This is a genomic window from Stenotrophomonas sp. YJH_SMC_65, from assembly GCF_059369475.1.
Window position 1 is genome coordinate 1 of the sequence record NZ_JCAFSR010000018.1, and the last position, 16,582, is coordinate 16,582.

General features: G+C 63.4%; 13 protein-coding genes and 1 tRNA gene. All 14 read left to right on the forward strand.

Annotation, left to right across the window (positions count from 1 at the left end):
• Positions 1-141: EF-Tu C-terminal domain-related protein (locus tag AC5P7A_RS21020; protein ID WP_487247787.1), on the forward strand; the 141-nt coding region annotated here is incomplete at its 5' end.
• 102 nt (positions 142-243) lie between these two features.
• Positions 244-319 (forward strand) — tRNA-Trp (locus tag AC5P7A_RS21025).
• Between the two features lie 49 nt (positions 320-368).
• Positions 369-782, forward strand: a complete 414-nt coding sequence (secE, locus tag AC5P7A_RS21030; RefSeq protein ID WP_014646044.1) for a preprotein translocase subunit SecE — start codon at positions 369-371, stop codon at positions 780-782.
• 10 nt (positions 783-792) lie between these two features.
• A complete protein-coding gene (gene nusG / locus AC5P7A_RS21035; RefSeq protein WP_004154362.1) occupies positions 793-1,353 on the forward strand; it encodes a transcription termination/antitermination protein NusG in 561 nt (186 codons plus the stop codon).
• Between the two features lie 258 nt (positions 1,354-1,611).
• Entirely contained in the window at positions 1,612-2,040 is a 429-nt protein-coding gene (gene rplK / locus AC5P7A_RS21040; RefSeq protein ID WP_004145248.1) for a 50S ribosomal protein L11, read from the forward strand.
• Between the two features lie 4 nt (positions 2,041-2,044).
• Positions 2,045-2,743, forward strand: a complete 699-nt coding sequence (gene rplA, locus AC5P7A_RS21045) for a 50S ribosomal protein L1 (protein WP_014646045.1) — start codon at positions 2,045-2,047, stop codon at positions 2,741-2,743.
• A gap of 386 nt (positions 2,744-3,129) precedes the next feature.
• Complete coding sequence (rplJ, locus tag AC5P7A_RS21050; protein ID WP_010480377.1) at positions 3,130-3,666, forward strand: 50S ribosomal protein L10; 537 nt, start codon at positions 3,130-3,132, stop codon at positions 3,664-3,666.
• Positions 3,667-3,729: 63 nt separating this feature from the next.
• Positions 3,730-4,098, forward strand: coding sequence for a 50S ribosomal protein L7/L12 (gene rplL / locus AC5P7A_RS21055; protein WP_014646047.1), 369 nt, complete (start codon positions 3,730-3,732; stop codon positions 4,096-4,098).
• Positions 4,099-4,427: 329 nt separating this feature from the next.
• The gene (gene rpoB / locus AC5P7A_RS21060; protein ID WP_014646048.1) at positions 4,428-8,582 is read left to right on the forward strand and encodes a DNA-directed RNA polymerase subunit beta; all 4,155 of its coding nucleotides are present in this window, start codon (positions 4,428-4,430) and stop codon (positions 8,580-8,582) included.
• A gap of 89 nt (positions 8,583-8,671) precedes the next feature.
• Entirely contained in the window at positions 8,672-12,895 is a 4,224-nt protein-coding gene (gene rpoC, locus AC5P7A_RS21065) for a DNA-directed RNA polymerase subunit beta' (protein ID WP_053495944.1), read from the forward strand.
• Between the two features lie 284 nt (positions 12,896-13,179).
• A complete protein-coding gene (gene rpsL / locus AC5P7A_RS21070; protein WP_004145320.1) occupies positions 13,180-13,554 on the forward strand; it encodes a 30S ribosomal protein S12 in 375 nt (124 codons plus the stop codon).
• 12 nt (positions 13,555-13,566) lie between these two features.
• A complete protein-coding gene (gene rpsG / locus AC5P7A_RS21075) occupies positions 13,567-14,040 on the forward strand; it encodes a 30S ribosomal protein S7 (RefSeq protein WP_004145321.1) in 474 nt (157 codons plus the stop codon).
• A 141-nt stretch (positions 14,041-14,181) separates the two neighbouring features.
• A complete protein-coding gene (fusA, locus tag AC5P7A_RS21080) occupies positions 14,182-16,323 on the forward strand; it encodes an elongation factor G (RefSeq protein WP_014646050.1) in 2,142 nt (713 codons plus the stop codon).
• A gap of 52 nt (positions 16,324-16,375) precedes the next feature.
• The coding region (locus AC5P7A_RS21085; RefSeq protein ID WP_239503135.1) for a GTP-binding protein at positions 16,376-16,582 on the forward strand (207 nt) is incomplete at its 3' end.

Sequence of the window (16,582 nt, forward strand, 5' to 3'; positions counted from 1 at the left end):
GAAATGGTGATGCCGGGTGACAACGTCAAGATGGTCGTCACCCTGATCAACCCGGTGGCAATGGACGAAGGCCTGCGCTTCGCCATCCGCGAAGGCGGCCGTACCGTCGGCGCCGGCGTGGTCTCGAAGATCATCGAGTAAGCCTGCAGTACCGGTGGTTGCATAGCGCCGCCGGTTACGCGAATGGCGGGCCGGGAACCTCGGTCCGCCTTCGCCGTCTAAGGGAAGGCAAGTTTTCAACGTACGCCAGTAGCTCAATTGGCAGAGCAGCGGTCTCCAAAACCGCAGGTTGGGGGTTCGAGTCCCTCCTGGCGTGCCATCTGCCCACCTTACCCAGCGGCCTGCGCCGCTAAAGCAGACACAGCCGGATGAATAGCAAGATCGAACACTCCAAGGACAACTCCGCCAATGGTGGAGATATCGTCAAGTATGTCGCCGCATCGTTGCTGGTGCTGGCCGGTCTGTTCGTCTGGTTCTGGTTCTCCGCCGACTCCGGTCGCGCCGCCCAGTTGGGTGCGTGGGCGGGTCAGGTGCGTGCGTTGGCGGTCGTGGTCGGTCTGGTTGGCGGTATCGGCGTGTTCATGCTGACCGGCAAGGGGCGCGACACCCGCGAATTCCTCTCCGAGTCGCGCTTCGAACTGCGCAAGGTGGTCTGGCCGACGCGCCAGGAAGCCATCCGCATGACCTGGGTCGTGATCGTCGTGGTGCTCATCCTCAGCCTGCTGCTGGGTGGCTTCGACTTCCTGATCCAGAAACTGACTCAGTGGTTCCTGAGCCGCTAAGGAGAATTGCATGAAGCGTTGGTACGTCGTTCACGCCTATTCGGGCTTCGAGAAGTCGGTGGCGCAGGCCCTGCGCGATCGCATCGTCCGTGATGGCATGGAAGAGCGCTTCGGCGACGTCCTGGTTCCAACCGAAGAAGTGGTCGAGATGCGCGCTGGCCAGAAGCGCCGCTCCGAGCGCAAGTTCTTCCCGGGCTATGTGCTGGTCCAGATCGAGACCCACGAAGAAGCCGGCATTCCGCGCATCGACAACGAAAGCTGGCATCTGGTCAAGGAAACCCCGCGCGTGATGGGCTTCATCGGCGGTACCGCTGATCGCCCGCTGCCGATCGCCGATTCCGAGGCCGAGGCCATCCTGAACCGCGTTCAGGAAGGTGTCGAGAAGCCGCGTCCGAAGGTGCTGTTCGAGCCGGGCCAGATGGTCCGCGTCACCGACGGTCCGTTCAACGATTTCAATGGCGTCGTCGAAGAGGTCAACTACGAGAAGAGCCGTCTGCGCGTCTCGGTGCTGATCTTCGGTCGTGCGACCCCGGTCGAGCTCGAGTTCGGCCAGGTCGAAAAGGCCGTCTGACCTGCCTGTAGCGTCGAGCCATGCTCGGCGTCGGACCAGAAACCGGGCCTGGCCCGGTTTCGTTCGTTTACCTGCTGCTTCAGGCATGTGAAGAAAAAACCTGTTATAGTGCGCGGCTCCCTGCTGGGAAAGCCAGCAGGACGAGGCCGCCGCAAGGTGGCCTTCAGCATGATTTCAAAACGCGATGCCGGGACGCGTGATTCCCGGTCCGATGGGGAGCCTGTTGTCGAAAGGCGCTAGCACCCGGAGAGCACTCACATGGCAAAGAAAGTTGTCGGTTACATCAAGCTGCAGGTGAAGGCCGGTCAGGCCAACCCCTCGCCGCCGGTCGGTCCTGCGCTGGGTCAGCGTGGTCTGAACATCATGGAATTCTGCAAGGCGTTCAACGCTGCCACGCAGAAGCTCGAGCCGGGTCTGCCGGTTCCGGTGATCATTACGGCCTACTCGGACCGTACGTTCACCTTCATCACCAAGAGCACCCCGGCTACCACCCTGCTGAAGAAGGCCGCTGGCATCTCGTCGGGCTCCAAGCGCCCGAACACCGAGAAGGTCGGCAAGGTCACCCGTAAGCAGCTGGAAGAGATCGCCAAGGCGAAGGAACCGGATCTGACTGCCGCCGACCTGGACGCCGCCGTGCGTACCATCGCTGGCTCTGCCCGTTCCATGGGCCTCGTGGTGGAGGGTTAATAAGATGGCACAGACCAAGCGTGAGAAGGCCATCAAGGCCGCCGTCGTTCCGGGCAAGGCGTACGCCTTCGAGGACGCGATCAACATCCTGAAGACCGCCACCAAGGCCAAGTTCGTCGAGTCGATCGACGTTGCCGTGCGCCTGGGCGTCGACGCGAAGAAGTCCGACCAGCAGGTCCGTGGCTCCACCGTGCTGCCGGCCGGTACCGGCAAGTCGGTCCGCGTCGCCGTGTTCGCTCCGGCCGGTGCCAAGGCTGATGAAGCCCTGGCCGCTGGCGCCGAAGCCGTCGGTATGGACGATCTGGCCGAGAAGATGCAGGCCGGTGATCTGAACTATGACGTCGTCATCGCGACCCCGGACGCCATGCGCGTCGTCGGTAAGCTGGGCACCGTGCTGGGCCCGCGCGGCCTGATGCCGAACCCGAAGGTCGGCACTGTTTCCCCGAACCCGGGTGAAGCCGTGAAGAACGCCAAGTCGGGTCAGGTCCGTTACCGCACCGACAAGGCCGGCATCATCCACTGCACCATCGGCAAGGCCGACTTCGCCGAAGATGCGCTGAAGTCGAACCTGACCGCGCTGCTGCTGGACCTGATCAAGGCCAAGCCGGCCACCTCGAAGGGCACCTACCTGCAGAAGGTTTCGGTCAGCTCGACGATGGGCCCGGGCGTCACCGTCGACCAGTCGTCGCTGACCCTGAAGTAATTGTTTCAAGCGGTCACGGTACCTTCGGTGCCGTGACCGTGACATTTGAAGGCATCGCTGGCAGTGCATCGCCTGCGGTAGCCGTCAAAGACCGCAGGCGCGGTCGTGGCAATACCGGCGACGGGCACGGAAGCTCGATCTGGCAAGGAGTCGCCGCCGGAGCAGTCATGAGCGCTTAATCGATTCCCCGGAATCACCCTGCGTAGATGGTGCCCTTCTGGAGTTTTTCTGGTTCACGCACGTCTGGGTTTCCCAGGTTGGCCCACTCCAGGTCTAGAACGGCCCACCCCCGGAACATCATCCCGATGTTCCCGGCGTCCAGGACGGATGCCGCACAGGACCGCACACGGCAGGAGCCGTAAGCGGAGTTCAATAGGAGGAGTGCAATGGCTCTCAATCTGTCCCAGAAGCAAGAAGTAGTCGCCGAGCTGGCAGACGTCGCCGCCAAGGCCCACTCCTTGATCGCAGCCGAATACGCTGGCACCACGGTCGCCCAGATGACCGCGATGCGCAAGCAGGCTCGTGAAACCGGTGTTTTCTTGAAGGTTGTCAAGAACACCTTGGCTTCGCGCGCCGTTGAAGGCACCGAGTTCGCAGTCGCACAGGACCAGATGGTTGGTCCGCTGCTGTACGCGTTCTCGCTCGAGGAGCCCGGCGCTGCCGGTCGCCTGATCAAGGAAGCCGCCAAGGGCAACGACAAGCTGAAGGCTAAGGTCGTCGCCATCGGTGGCGAAGTGTTCCCGGCAAGCCACGTCGAAGTGCTGGCCTCGCTGCCGACCCGCGACCAGGCCCTGGCCATGCTGGCCCGCGTCCTGACCGAGCCGGTCACGATGTTTGCCCGCGCCATCAAGGCCGTTGGCGAGAAGCAGGGGGGGGGCGATGTCGCCGCCGACGCTGCCGAGCCGGCCGCCGAGACCGCCTGAGTTTCGACTTACCGTGGTTCCTGACGGAACCTCAACCCAGAAAATCATCCAAAGGTATTAATCATGTCCCTTACCAACGAACAGATCGTCGACGCCATCGCCGAGAAGTCCCTGATGGAAGTGATGGAGCTGGTCAAGGCCATCGAAGAGAAGTTCGGCGTCTCCGCCGCTGCTCCGGTTGCCGTGGCTGCTGCCGCTGGCCCGGCCGCTGCTGTTGAAGAGCAGACCGAGTTCACCGTCACCCTGAAGACCGCCGGCGAGAAGAAGGTCGAGGTCATCAAGGCCGTCCGCGCCATCACCGGCCTGGGCCTGAAGGAAGCGAAGGACCTGGCCGAAGCCGGTGGCGTCCTGAAGGAAGGCGCTTCGAAGGAAGACGCCGAGAAGATGAAGAAGGACCTGGAAGCTGCTGGCGCGACTGTCGAAGTCAAGTAAGCAGTTACCTTGCATCGTCACCGATTCACGGCGATGCAGCCAAGGCTGGGGGCGTAAGCCCCCGGCCTTTGGTCGTTGTTGCGGTACCGGTAGGGTCGACTGTTAGTCGACTGTTTCAAAAGCAGGAAAAAGCCCAACACGGGCTGCAGTCAAACCCCGGCAGGCCAGCGCACGGCGCGGCAGCGGGGGAGTGGTAGCAGACGAGTTGGCAGTTGGAAGTAGCGGGAGAAGGCGTGCTGGTGCCGGCAATACCAGCGACTTCCAACTGACAATTTCAAGTTCCCTTCGGATCGTGGGCGCACGATCCGCACAACAAGGTGGAAGACCTCATGACGTCCTATTCGTTCACCGAAAAAAAGCGTATCCGCAAGGATTTCGGCAAGCAGCGCTCGATTCTCGAAGTGCCGTTCCTGCTCGCCATCCAGGTGGATTCCTATCGTGAATTCCTGCAGGAAAACGTCGATCCGGCCAAGCGCACGGACCACGGCCTGCACGCTGCGCTGAAGTCGGTCTTCCCGATCGCCAGCTACAGCGGCAATGCTGCCCTGGAATACGTCGGCTACAAGCTGGGCGAACCGGTCTTCGACGAGCGTGAGTGCCGCCAGCGCGGCATGAGCTACGGCGCCCCGCTGCGCGTGACCGTGCGCCTGGTGATCTACGACCGTGAGTCGTCGACCAAGGCCATCAAGTACGTGAAGGAGCAGGAGGTCTATCTGGGCGAAATCCCGCTGATGACCGAGAACGGCACCTTCATCGTCAACGGCACCGAGCGCGTCATCGTCTCGCAGCTGCACCGCTCGCCGGGCGTGTTCTTCGACCACGACCGTGGCAAGACCCACAGCTCGGGCAAGCTGCTGTACAGCGCCCGCATCATTCCTTACCGCGGCTCCTGGCTGGACTTCGAGTTCGACCCGAAGGACGCGCTGTTCACCCGTATCGACCGCCGCCGCAAGCTGCCGGTGTCGATCCTGCTGCGCGCGCTTGGTTACAGCAACGAGGAGATGCTGGCCGAGTTCTTCGAGATCAACACCTTCCACATCAACCCGGATGAAGGCGTCCAGCTGGAGCTGGTGCCGGAGCGCCTGCGTGGCGAAACCCTGGGCTTCGACCTCGCCGACGGCGACAAGGTCATCGTGGAAGCCGGCAAGCGCATCACCGCGCGCCACATCAAGCAGCTGGAAGCCTCGGGCATCGCCGCCCTGGCCGTGCCGGACGACTACATCGTCGGCCGGATCCTGTCGCACGACGTGGTCGATGCCTCCACCGGCGAGCTGCTGGCCCAGGCCAACGACGAGATCACCGACGAGCAGCTGCAGGCCTTCCGCAAGGCCGGCGTTGACGCGGTCGGCACCCTGTGGGTGAACGACCTGGATCGTGGTCCGTACCTGTCCAACACCCTGCGCATCGACCCGACCAAGACCCAGCTGGAAGCCCTGGTCGAGATCTACCGCATGATGCGTCCGGGCGAGCCGCCGACCAAGGATGCCGCGCAGAACCTGTTCCACAACCTGTTCTTCACCTTCGAGCGCTACGACCTGTCCGCGGTCGGCCGCATGAAGTTCAACCGTCGCGTGGGCCGCAAGGAAACCACCGGCGAAGCCGTGCTGTACGACAGCAAGTACTTCGGTGAGCGCAACGACGAAGAGTCCAAGCGCCTGGTCGCTGCCCACGGCGACAGCTCCGACATCCTGGACGTGATCAAGGTCCTGACCGAGATCCGCAACGGTCGCGGCGTGGTCGATGACATCGATCACCTGGGCAACCGTCGCGTGCGTTCGGTCGGTGAAATGGCCGAGAACGTGTTCCGCGTCGGCCTGGTCCGCGTCGAGCGCGCGGTCAAGGAGCGCCTGTCGATGGCCGAGTCGGAAGGCCTGACCCCGCAGGAACTGATCAACGCCAAGCCGGTCGCCGCTGCCATCAAGGAGTTCTTCGGCTCCTCGCAGCTGTCGCAGTTCATGGACCAGAACAACCCGCTGTCGGAAGTGACTCACAAGCGTCGCGTCTCGGCCCTGGGTCCGGGCGGTCTGACCCGCGAGCGCGCCGGCTTCGAAGTGCGCGACGTGCACCCGACCCATTACGGCCGCGTCTGCACCATCGAAACCCCGGAAGGCCCGAACATCGGCCTGATCAACTCGCTGGCCGTGTACGCCCGCACCAACCAGTACGGTTTCCTCGAGACCCCGTACCGCAAGGTCGTGGACGGCAAGGTCTATGACGAAGTCGAGTTCCTGTCGGCGATCGAAGAAAACGAGTACGTCATTGCGCAGGCCAACGCGCTGACCGACGCCAAGGGCACCCTGACCGAGCAGTTCGTCCCGTGCCGCTTCCAGGGCGAATCGCTGCTGAAGCCGCCGGCGGAAGTCCACTTCATGGACGTCTCGCCGATGCAGACCGTGTCGATCGCGGCCGCGCTGGTTCCGTTCCTGGAGCACGATGACGCCAACCGCGCACTGATGGGCGCCAACATGCAGCGTCAGGCCGTGCCGACCCTGCGTGCGCAGAAGCCGCTGGTGGGTACCGGCATCGAGCGCGCCGTGGCGCGCGACTCGGGCGTGACCGTGAACGCCCGCCGTGGCGGCGAGATCGTGCAGATCGACGCGGCCCGCATCGTGGTCAAGGTCAACGAGGAAGAGATCGTTGGCGCCACCGACGCAGGCGTGGACATCTACAACCTGGTCAAGTACACCCGTTCGAACCAGAACACCTGCATCAACCAGCGTCCGCTGGTCCAGGTCGGTGACGTCATCGCCCGCGGCGACGTGCTGGCCGACGGTCCGTCCACCGACATCGGCGAACTGGCCCTCGGCCAGAACATGCTGATCGCGTTCATGCCGTGGAACGGCTACAACTTCGAAGACTCCATCCTGCTCTCCGAGCGTGTGGTGGAAGAGGATCGTTACACCACGATCCACATCGAAGAGCTGACCTGCGTCGCGCGTGACACCAAGCTGGGGCCGGAGGAAATCTCCGCCGACATCCCGAACGTCTCCGAGCAGGCGCTGAACCGCCTGGACGAGAGCGGCGTGGTGTACATCGGCGCGGAAGTCCGTGCCGGCGACATCCTGGTCGGCAAGGTCACCCCGAAGGGCGAAAGCCAGCTGACCCCGGAAGAGAAGTTGCTGCGCGCGATATTCGGCGAGAAGGCTTCGGACGTGAAGGACAGCTCGCTGCGCGTTCCGCCGGGCATGGACGGCACCGTCATCGACGTGCAGGTCTTCACCCGCGACGGCATCGAGAAGGACAAGCGCGCCCGCCAGATCGAAGAGTCTGAAATCAAGCGCGTCAAGAAGGACTTCGACGACCAGTTCCGCATCCTGGAAGCCGCCATCTACATGCGTCTGCGTTCGCAGATCGTGGGCAAGGTGGTCAACGGTGGCGCTGGCCTGAAGAAGGGTGACGTGATCACCGACGCCTTCCTGGACGGCCTGAAGAAGGCTGACTGGTTCGCCCTGCGCATGAAGGACGAGGACGCTTCGGAAGCCATCGAGCGCGCGCAGAAGCAGATCCAGGCGCACGAGAAGGAGTTCGAGCGTCGCTTCGCCGACAAGCGCGGCAAGATCACCGCCGGTGACGACCTCGCTCCGGGCGTTCTGAAGATGGTCAAGGTGTTCCTGGCCGTGAAGCGCCGCATCCAGCCGGGCGACAAGATGGCTGGCCGCCACGGCAACAAGGGTGTGGTCTCCAACGTGGTGCCGGTCGAGGACATGCCGTACATGGCCTCGGGCGAAACCGTGGACATCGTGCTGAACCCGCTGGGCGTGCCGTCGCGCATGAACATCGGCCAGATCCTGGAAGTGCACCTGGGCTGGGCCGCCAAGGGTCTGGGTCGCAAGATCCAGGCGATGATGGAAGCCCAGGCGGCGGTCGCCGACCTGCGCAAGTTCCTGGACGACATCTACAACCACGACGACACCAACGTGGCCAACCGTGTCGACCTGTCGCAGTTCAGCGACGAGGAACTGCTGCGCCTGGCCCGCAACCTGACCGACGGCGTGCCGATGGCTACCCCGGTGTTCGACGGCGCCACCGAAGCGGAAATCAAGCGCATGCTGGAACTGGCCGACCTGCCGAGCAGCGGCCAGACCCAGCTGTACGACGGCCGCACCGGTGAAGCCTTCGATCGCCACACCACCGTTGGCTACATGCACTACCTGAAGCTGAACCACCTGGTCGACGACAAGATGCACGCCCGTTCGACCGGTCCGTACTCGCTCGTCACCCAGCAGCCGCTGGGCGGCAAGGCGCAGTTCGGCGGCCAGCGCTTCGGTGAAATGGAAGTCTGGGCGCTGGAAGCCTACGGCGCGGCCTACACCCTGCAGGAAATGCTGACGGTGAAGTCCGATGACGTGCAGGGCCGCAACCAGATGTACAAGAACATTGTCGACGGTGAGCACGAGATGGTCGCGGGCATGCCGGAATCCTTCAACGTGCTCGTGAAGGAAATCCGCTCGCTGGCCATCAACATGGAACTGGAAGACAACTGATCCATGCCGGCGCGGCGGCCTCCGCCGCCGCGCCGCTGGCAGTCAACTGAAAGCCCATCGACACAGCATTCCTCCTTCTGGAGAACACCATGAAAGACCTGCTCAACCTCTTCAACCAGCAGCGCCAGACGCTGGACTTCGACGCGATCAAGATCGCGCTGGCCTCGCCGGACCTGATCCGTTCGTGGTCCTTCGGCGAAGTGAAGAAGCCGGAAACCATCAACTACCGTACCTTCAAGCCGGAACGCGACGGCCTGTTCTGCGCCGCCATTTTCGGCCCGGTGAAGGACTACGAGTGCCTGTGCGGCAAGTACAAGCGCATGAAGCACCGCGGCGTGGTCTGCGAAAAGTGCGGCACCGAAGTGACCCTGGCCAAGGTGCGCCGTGAGCGCATGGGCCACATCGACCTGGCGTCGCCGGTCGCGCACATCTGGTTCCTGAAGTCGCTGCCGTCGCGCATCGGCCTGATGCTGGACATGACCCTGCGCGATATCGAGCGCGTGCTGTACTTCGAAGCGTACGTGGTGACCGAGCCGGGCCTGACCGCCCTGGAGCGCCGCCAGCTGCTGACCGAAGAACAGTACCTGCAGGCCCGCCAGGAGCACGGTGACGACTTCGACGCCGCGATGGGCGCCGAGGCGGTGTACGAGCTGCTGCGCACGATCGACCTGCAGTCGGAAATGACCCGCCTGCGCGAGGAAATCGCCGCTACCGGTTCGGAAACCAAGCTGAAGCGACTGACCAAGCGCATCAAGCTGATCGAGGCCTTCCTGGAATCGGGCAACCGTCCGGAGTGGATGGTCATGACCGTGCTGCCGGTGCTGCCGCCGGACCTGCGCCCGCTGGTCCCGCTGGATGGCGGCCGCTTCGCGACCTCCGACCTGAACGACCTGTACCGCCGCGTCATCAACCGCAACAACCGCCTGCGCCGCCTGCTCGAGCTGAGCGCGCCGGACATCATCGTGCGCAATGAAAAGCGCATGCTGCAGGAATCGGTCGATGCGCTGCTGGACAACGGCCGTCGCGGCCGTGCCATCACCGGCACCAACAAGCGCCCGCTGAAGTCGCTGGCCGACATGATCAAGGGCAAGCAGGGTCGCTTCCGCCAGAACCTGCTCGGCAAGCGCGTCGACTACTCGGGCCGTTCGGTCATCGTGGTCGGTCCGTACCTGCGCCTGCACCAGTGCGGCCTGCCGAAGAAGATGGCGCTGGAGCTGTTCAAGCCGTTCGTCTTCGCCAAGCTGCAGCGTCGTGGCCTGGCCACCACCATCAAGGCCGCCAAGAAGCTGGTCGAGCGCGAAGAAGCCGAAGTCTGGGACATCCTGGAAGAGGTCATCCGCGAGCATCCGGTGATGCTGAACCGTGCGCCGACCCTGCACCGTCTGGGCATCCAGGCGTTCGAGCCGGTGCTGATCGAAGGCAAGGCCATCCAGCTGCACCCGCTGGTCTGCACCGCGTTCAACGCCGACTTCGACGGTGACCAGATGGCCGTCCACGTGCCGCTCTCGCTGGAAGCCCAGCTGGAAGCGCGTGCGCTGATGATGTCGACCAACAACATCCTGTCGCCGGCCAACGGCGAGCCGATCATCGTGCCGTCGCAGGACGTCGTGCTGGGTCTGTACTACATGACCCGCTCGCTGGAAAACAAGAAGGGCGAGGGCATGGCCTTCGCCAACATCGCCGAAGTGAAGCGTGCCTACGACAACCGTGTGGTGGAACTGCACGCCAAGGTCAAGGTCCGCATCACCGAGGTGGTGACCGACGAAGACGGCAACAAGCAGAACAAGACCTCGATCGTGGACACCACGATCGGTCGCGCCCTGCTGGCTGAAATCCTGCCGGAAGGCCTGCCGTTCGCGCTGGCCAACACCGAGCTGACCAAGAAGAACATCAGCCGCCTGATCAACTCCAGCTACCGCCAGCTGGGCCTGAAGGACACGGTCGTGTTCGCCGACAAGCTGATGTACACCGGCTTCGCCTACGCGACCCGCGCCGGCGTCTCGATCGGCATCGACGACATGCTGATCCCGGACGAGAAGAAGGGCATCCTCACCGAGGCCGAAGCCGAAGTGCTGGAAATCCAGGAGCAGTACCAGTCGGGCCTGGTCACCGCCGGCGAGCGCTACAACAAGGTGGTCGACATCTGGTCGCGCACCAACGAGCGCATCGCCAAGGCGATGATGGACACCATCGGTACCGAGAAGGTGGTCAATGCCAAGGGCGAGACCATCGACCAGAAGTCGATGAACTCGCTGTACATCATGGCCGACTCCGGTGCGCGTGGTTCGCAGGCGCAGATCCGTCAGCTGGCCGGCATGCGCGGCCTGATGGCCCGCCCGGACGGCTCGATCATCGAGACGCCCATCAAGGCGAACTTCCGCGAAGGCCTGAACGTGCAGGAGTACTTCAACTCCACCCACGGTGCCCGTAAGGGTCTGGCCGATACCGCGCTGAAGACCGCGAACTCGGGTTACCTGACCCGTCGTCTGGTCGACGTCGCGCAGGACGTGGTGATCACCGAGGTGGATTGCGGTACCACCGAAGGCCTGATCATGACCCCGATCGTGGAAGGCGGCGACGTGGTCGAGCCGCTGAAGGACCGCGTGCTGGGCCGCGTGGTCGCCGAGGACGTGTTCCTGCCGGGCAACGACGAGGATCCGATCGTCACCCGCAACACCCTGCTCGACGAAGCCTGGGTCGCCAAGCTGGAAGATGCCGGCGTGCAGACCATCAAGGTCCGCTCGACCATCTCCTGCGAATCGGCGTTCGGTGTCTGCTCGCGCTGCTACGGCCGCGACCTGGCCCGTGGCCACCTGGTCAACATCGGTGAAGCAGTCGGCGTCATCGCCGCGCAGTCCATCGGTGAGCCGGGTACCCAGCTGACCATGCGTACGTTCCACATCGGTGGTGCGGCGTCGCGAGCTGCAGCGGTCGACAACATCACCGTCAAGACCACCGGCTCGGTCAAGTTCAGCAACCTCAAGTCGGTCGAGCATGCCAACGGCTCGCTGGTCGCAGTGTCGCGCTCGGGCGAAATCTCGGTGCTCGATGCCCACGGCCGTGAGCGTGAGCGTTACAAGCTGCCGTACGGTGCGACCATCACGTCCAAGGACGGTGATGCGATCAAGGCTGGCCAGACCGTGGCCAACTGGGATCCGCATAACCACCCGATCGTGTCGGAAGTGGCCGGCTTCATCCGCTTCATCGACTTCGTTGATGGCATCACCGTCATCGAGAAGACCGACGAGCTGACCGGCCTGGCTTCGCGCGAAATCACCGATCCGAAGCGTCGTGGTACCCAGGCCAAGGACCTGCGCCCGATCGTGCGCATCGTCGACGCCAAGGGCAACGACCTGTCGATTCCGGGCACCGACCTGCCGGCGCAGTACCTGCTGCCGCCGCGTTCGATCGTCAACCTGCAGGACGGCGCCCCGGTGGGCGTGGGCGACGTCGTCGCCAAGATCCCGCAGGAAGCGTCGAAGACCCGCGACATCACCGGTGGTCTGCCGCGCGTGGCCGACCTGTTCGAAGCGCGCAAGCCGAAGGATCCGGCGGTGCTGGCCGAGCGTTCGGGCATCATCAGCTTCGGCAAAGACACCAAGGGCAAGCAGCGCCTGATCATCAAGGACACCGATGGTTCGGAGCACGAAGAGCTGATCCCGAAGTACCGCCAGGTCATCGTGTTCGAAGGCGAGCATGTCACCAAGGGTGAAACCATCGTGGACGGCGAGCCGAGCCCGCAGGACATCCTGCGCCTGCTGGGCGTCGAGCCGCTGGCGGCCTACCTGGTGAAGGAAATCCAGGACGTGTACCGCCTGCAGGGCGTGAAGATCAACGACAAGCACATCGAGGTGATCACCCGCCAGATGCTGCGCAAGGTCGAGATCACCGATCAGGGCAGCAGCAAGTTCCTGAACGGCGAACAGGTGGAGCGTCAGCGCGTTATCGAGGAAAATGCGCGCCTGTCGGCCCGCAACGAGCTGCCGGCGCACTTCGATCCGGTCCTGCTGGGTATCACCAAGGCGTCGCTGGCGACCGAATCGTTCATCTCGGCCGCTTCGTTCCAGGAAACCACCCGCGTGCTGACCGAAGCGGCCGTCCGCGGCACCTCGGACAACCTGCGTGGCCTGAAGGAAAACGTCATCGTGGGTCGCCTGATTCCGGCCGGTACCGGCCTGGCGTACCACAGCAACCGCCGTCGCGGCGCTTCCGGTCTCACCGAGTCGGAAATGCAGACCCTGGCCGGTACCCCGGTCGCGGTCGAGGCGCCGGTGGTTGAAGCCGAAGCTGAACAGGCGTCGGGCGAAGAATGAGGTAGCCGGTCCGGCCGCAAGGCCGGACCACCCCATCGGTCCATCGATGGGATTGGGAAAGGGCAGGGGAGATCGTCCGCGATCGACCCTGTCAACCTGAACGGGGTACATGGAGGCCCCCCAGTAACGTCCCGGGATCAGGGACGGGCTTGACAGGAGGCGTTTGACTGCTTTCCTGGCAGGTTGCTACAATCGTCTGTCTCAGCAGGCCAGAATTTCGGCCTGCTTTAACATTTCCGCATCTCTGGTCGGATTTTCCGGCCACCAATCAGAAGAACCTACTGATGGCGACGATCAACCAGCTGGTCCGCAAGCCGCGGCAAGCGACCACCTACAAGAGTGCCTCGCCGGCGCTCGATAAGTGCCCGCAGCGCCGTGGCGTCTGCACCCGTGTCTACACCACCACTCCGAAGAAGCCGAACTCGGCTCTGCGCAAGGTTGCCAAGGTCCGCCTGACCAACCAGGAAGAAGTGATTTCCTACATCGGTGGTGAAGGCCACAACCTGCAGGAGCACTCCGTGGTCCTGATCCGCGGCGGTCGCGTCAAGGACCTGCCGGGTGTGCGTTACCACACCGTTCGTGGCTCGCTCGACGCCGCCGGCGTTGCCAAGCGTCGCCAGGCCCGTTCCAAGTACGGCGCCAAGCGTCCGAAGGCATAAGGAGAGAGCACTATGTCGCGTAAGGGTAATACTCCGCAGCGTTCCGTCCTGCCCGATCCGAAGCACGGAAGCGAAACCATCGCCCGCTTCATCAACATGGTCATGCAGAGCGGCAAGAAGTCCGTCGCCGAAAAGATCGTGTACGGCGCCATGGACGTGATCACCGAGAAGAACAGCAGCGCCAACGCCATTGAACTGGTGCAGAAGGCTCTGGACAACGTCGCTCCGGCGGTCGAAGTCAAGTCGCGTCGCGTCGGTGGTGCCACCTACCAGGTGCCGGTCGAAGTGCGTTCGTCGCGCAAGATGGCCCTGGCCATGCGCTGGCTGATCGACTCCGCGCGCAAGCGTGGTGAGAACACCATGCCGAAGAAGCTGGCTGCTGAACTGATCGACGCCTCGGAAAACCGTGGCGGCGCCATCAAGAAGCGCGAAGAAACCCACCGCATGGCCGAAGCCAACAAGGCATTCGCCCACTACCGCTGGTGAGTTTGACGGCCTTGTAAAACAGGCAGGGCAGCACCACTTCGGTGCGTGCTGCCTCGCGGTCCCAGAAGGGCTGCGCCAATCCGAAGGCCGCCGAAAGGCGGCGTTCGGCCATCCGAAATCCAAGAAATCTGAGAGGCTCCCGTGGCCCGTTCCACTCCCATCGAGCGTTACCGTAACTTCGGCATCATGGCTCACATCGATGCCGGCAAGACCACCACGTCCGAGCGCATCCTGTTCTACACCGGCAAGAGCCACAAGATCGGTGAAGTGCACGACGGCGCCGCCACCATGGACTGGATGGAGCAGGAGCAGGAGCGTGGCATCACGATCCAGTCCGCTGCCACCACCGCGTTCTGGAAGGGCATGGACAAGTCCCTGCCGGAGCACCGCTTCAACATCATCGACACCCCCGGGCACGTCGACTTCACCATCGAAGTGGAGCGCTCGCTGCGCGTGCTCGACGGTGCCGTCTTCGTCCTGTGTGCCGTCGGTGGCGTGCAGCCGCAGTCGGAAACCGTGTGGCGCCAGGCCAACAAGTACCACGTGCCGCGCATCGCGTTCGTCAACAAGATGGACCGCACCGGTGCCAACTTCCAGAAGGTCGTCGGCCAGCTGAAGGCCAAGCTGGGCGCGGTCGCCGTGCCGATGCAGCTGCCGATCGGCGCTGAAGACAACTTCAAGGGCGTTGTCGACCTGCTGAAGATGAAGGCCATCCATTGGGATGAGGCTTCGCAGGGCATGAAGTTCGAATACAGCGACATCCCGGCCGATCTGCAGGCGGCTGCCGAAGAGGCTCGCCAGTTCATGGTCGAGACCGCTGCCGAAGCCAGCGAAGAGCTGATGGAAAAGTACCTGGGCGGCGAAGAGCTGGCCGAGGCTGAAATCATCAATGCGCTGCGTACCCGCACCCTGGCCACCGAGATCGTGCCGATGTACTGCGGCTCGGCCTTCAAGAACAAGGGCGTGCAGGCCATGCTGGACGGCGTGATCCAGCTGCTGCCGTCGCCGGTCGACGTGCCGGACGTGAAGGGCGTGGACGTTGACGACGACACCGTCGAGATGACCCGCAAGTCGGACGACAAGGCTCCGTTCTCGTCGCTGGCCTTCAAGATCATCACCGACCCGTTCGTCGGCGCGCTGACCTTCTTCCGCGTCTACTCGGGCACCCTGAACGGTGGCGACACCGTGCTGAACTCGGTGAAGGGCAAGAAGGAGCGCATCGGTCGCATCCTGCAGATGCACTCGAACAACCGCGAGGAAATCAAGGAAGTTCTGGCTGGTGACATCGCTGCTGCCGTGGGCCTGAAGGACACCACCACCGGTGACACCCTGTGCGCCGTGGACGCGCCGATCATCCTGGAGCGCATGACGTTCCCGGAGCCGGTGATCTCGATGGCCGTCGAGCCGAAGACCAAGTCGGACCAGGAAAAGATGGGTCTGGCCCTGGGCCGTCTGGCGCAGGAAGATCCGTCGTTCCGCGTCAAGACCGACGAAGAATCCGGCCAGACCATCATCTCGGGCATGGGCGAGCTGCACCTGGACATCATCGTCGATCGCCTGAAGCGCGAGTTCAACGTTGAAGCCAACGTCGGCGCGCCGCAGGTGGCCTACCGCGAAACCATCACCCTGGCTGACGTCAAGTCGGACTACAAGCACGCCAAGCAGTCCGGTGGTAAGGGGCAGTACGGTCACGTCGTGATCGAGCTGTCGCCGATCACCGCTGAAGACCGTGCCGATCCGAAGCTGGCTCCGGCCATCAAGGACGACTTCCTGTTCATCAACGACATCACCGGCGGCGTGATCCCGAAGGAATTCATTCCGTCGGTTGAAAAGGGCCTGCGCGAAACCATCACCAGCGGTCCGCTGGCTGGCTTCCCGGTCGTGGACGTCAAGGTGAAGCTGGTGTTCGGTTCGTACCACGACGTCGACTCCTCGGAAATGGCGTTCAAGCTGGCTTCGTCGATGGCCTTCAAGCAGGGCTTCGCCAAGGCCAAGCCGGTGCTGCTGGAGCCGATCATGAAGGTCGAGATCGTGACCCCGGAGGATTACCAGGGTGACGTGATGGGCGACGTCAGCCGTCGTCGCGGCGTGCTGCAGGGTTCCGACACCACCGGTGACGGTTCGGCCAGCATCATCAACGCGATGATCCCGCTGGGTGAAATGTTCGGCTACGCCACTGCGCTGCGTTCGCAGACCCAGGGCCGCGCCACCTTCACCATGGAATTCGATCACTACGAGCCGGCTCCGACCAACATCGCCGAAGCCGTCATGAAGAAGGGCTGAGCCTCGCTCAGCCTCTCTTGAAACCACTTACGAACAATCAAGGTATAGAACAATGGCAAAGGGTAAGTTCGAGCGCACCAAGCCGCACGTCAACGTCGGCACCATCGGTCACGTCGATCACGGCAAGACCACGCTGACCGCCGCACTGACCAAGATCGGTGCCGAGCGCTTCGGTGGCGAGTTCAAGGATTACTCCTCGATCGACGCCGCGCCGGAAGAAAAGGCTCGTGGTATCACGATCTCGACCGCGCACGTCGAA

Excerpts from the sequence above, each read along its gene's own strand:
- rpsG (WP_004145321.1), top strand. The coding sequence starts at position 13,567 with ATGTCGCGTAAGGGTAATACTCCGCAGCGTTCCGTCCTGCCCGATCCG.
- nusG (WP_004154362.1), top strand. The coding sequence starts at position 793 with ATGAAGCGTTGGTACGTCGTTCACGCCTATTCGGGCTTCGAGAAGTCG.
- rplK (WP_004145248.1), top strand. The coding sequence starts at position 1,612 with ATGGCAAAGAAAGTTGTCGGTTACATCAAGCTGCAGGTGAAGGCCGGT.
- rplL (WP_014646047.1), top strand. The coding sequence starts at position 3,730 with ATGTCCCTTACCAACGAACAGATCGTCGACGCCATCGCCGAGAAGTCC.
- rpoC (WP_053495944.1), top strand. The coding sequence starts at position 8,672 with ATGAAAGACCTGCTCAACCTCTTCAACCAGCAGCGCCAGACGCTGGAC.
- rpoB (WP_014646048.1), top strand. The coding sequence starts at position 4,428 with ATGACGTCCTATTCGTTCACCGAAAAAAAGCGTATCCGCAAGGATTTC.
- secE (WP_014646044.1), top strand. The coding sequence starts at position 369 with ATGAATAGCAAGATCGAACACTCCAAGGACAACTCCGCCAATGGTGGA.
- rplA (WP_014646045.1), top strand. The coding sequence starts at position 2,045 with ATGGCACAGACCAAGCGTGAGAAGGCCATCAAGGCCGCCGTCGTTCCG.
- rplJ (WP_010480377.1), top strand. The coding sequence starts at position 3,130 with ATGGCTCTCAATCTGTCCCAGAAGCAAGAAGTAGTCGCCGAGCTGGCA.
- rpsL (WP_004145320.1), top strand. The coding sequence starts at position 13,180 with ATGGCGACGATCAACCAGCTGGTCCGCAAGCCGCGGCAAGCGACCACC.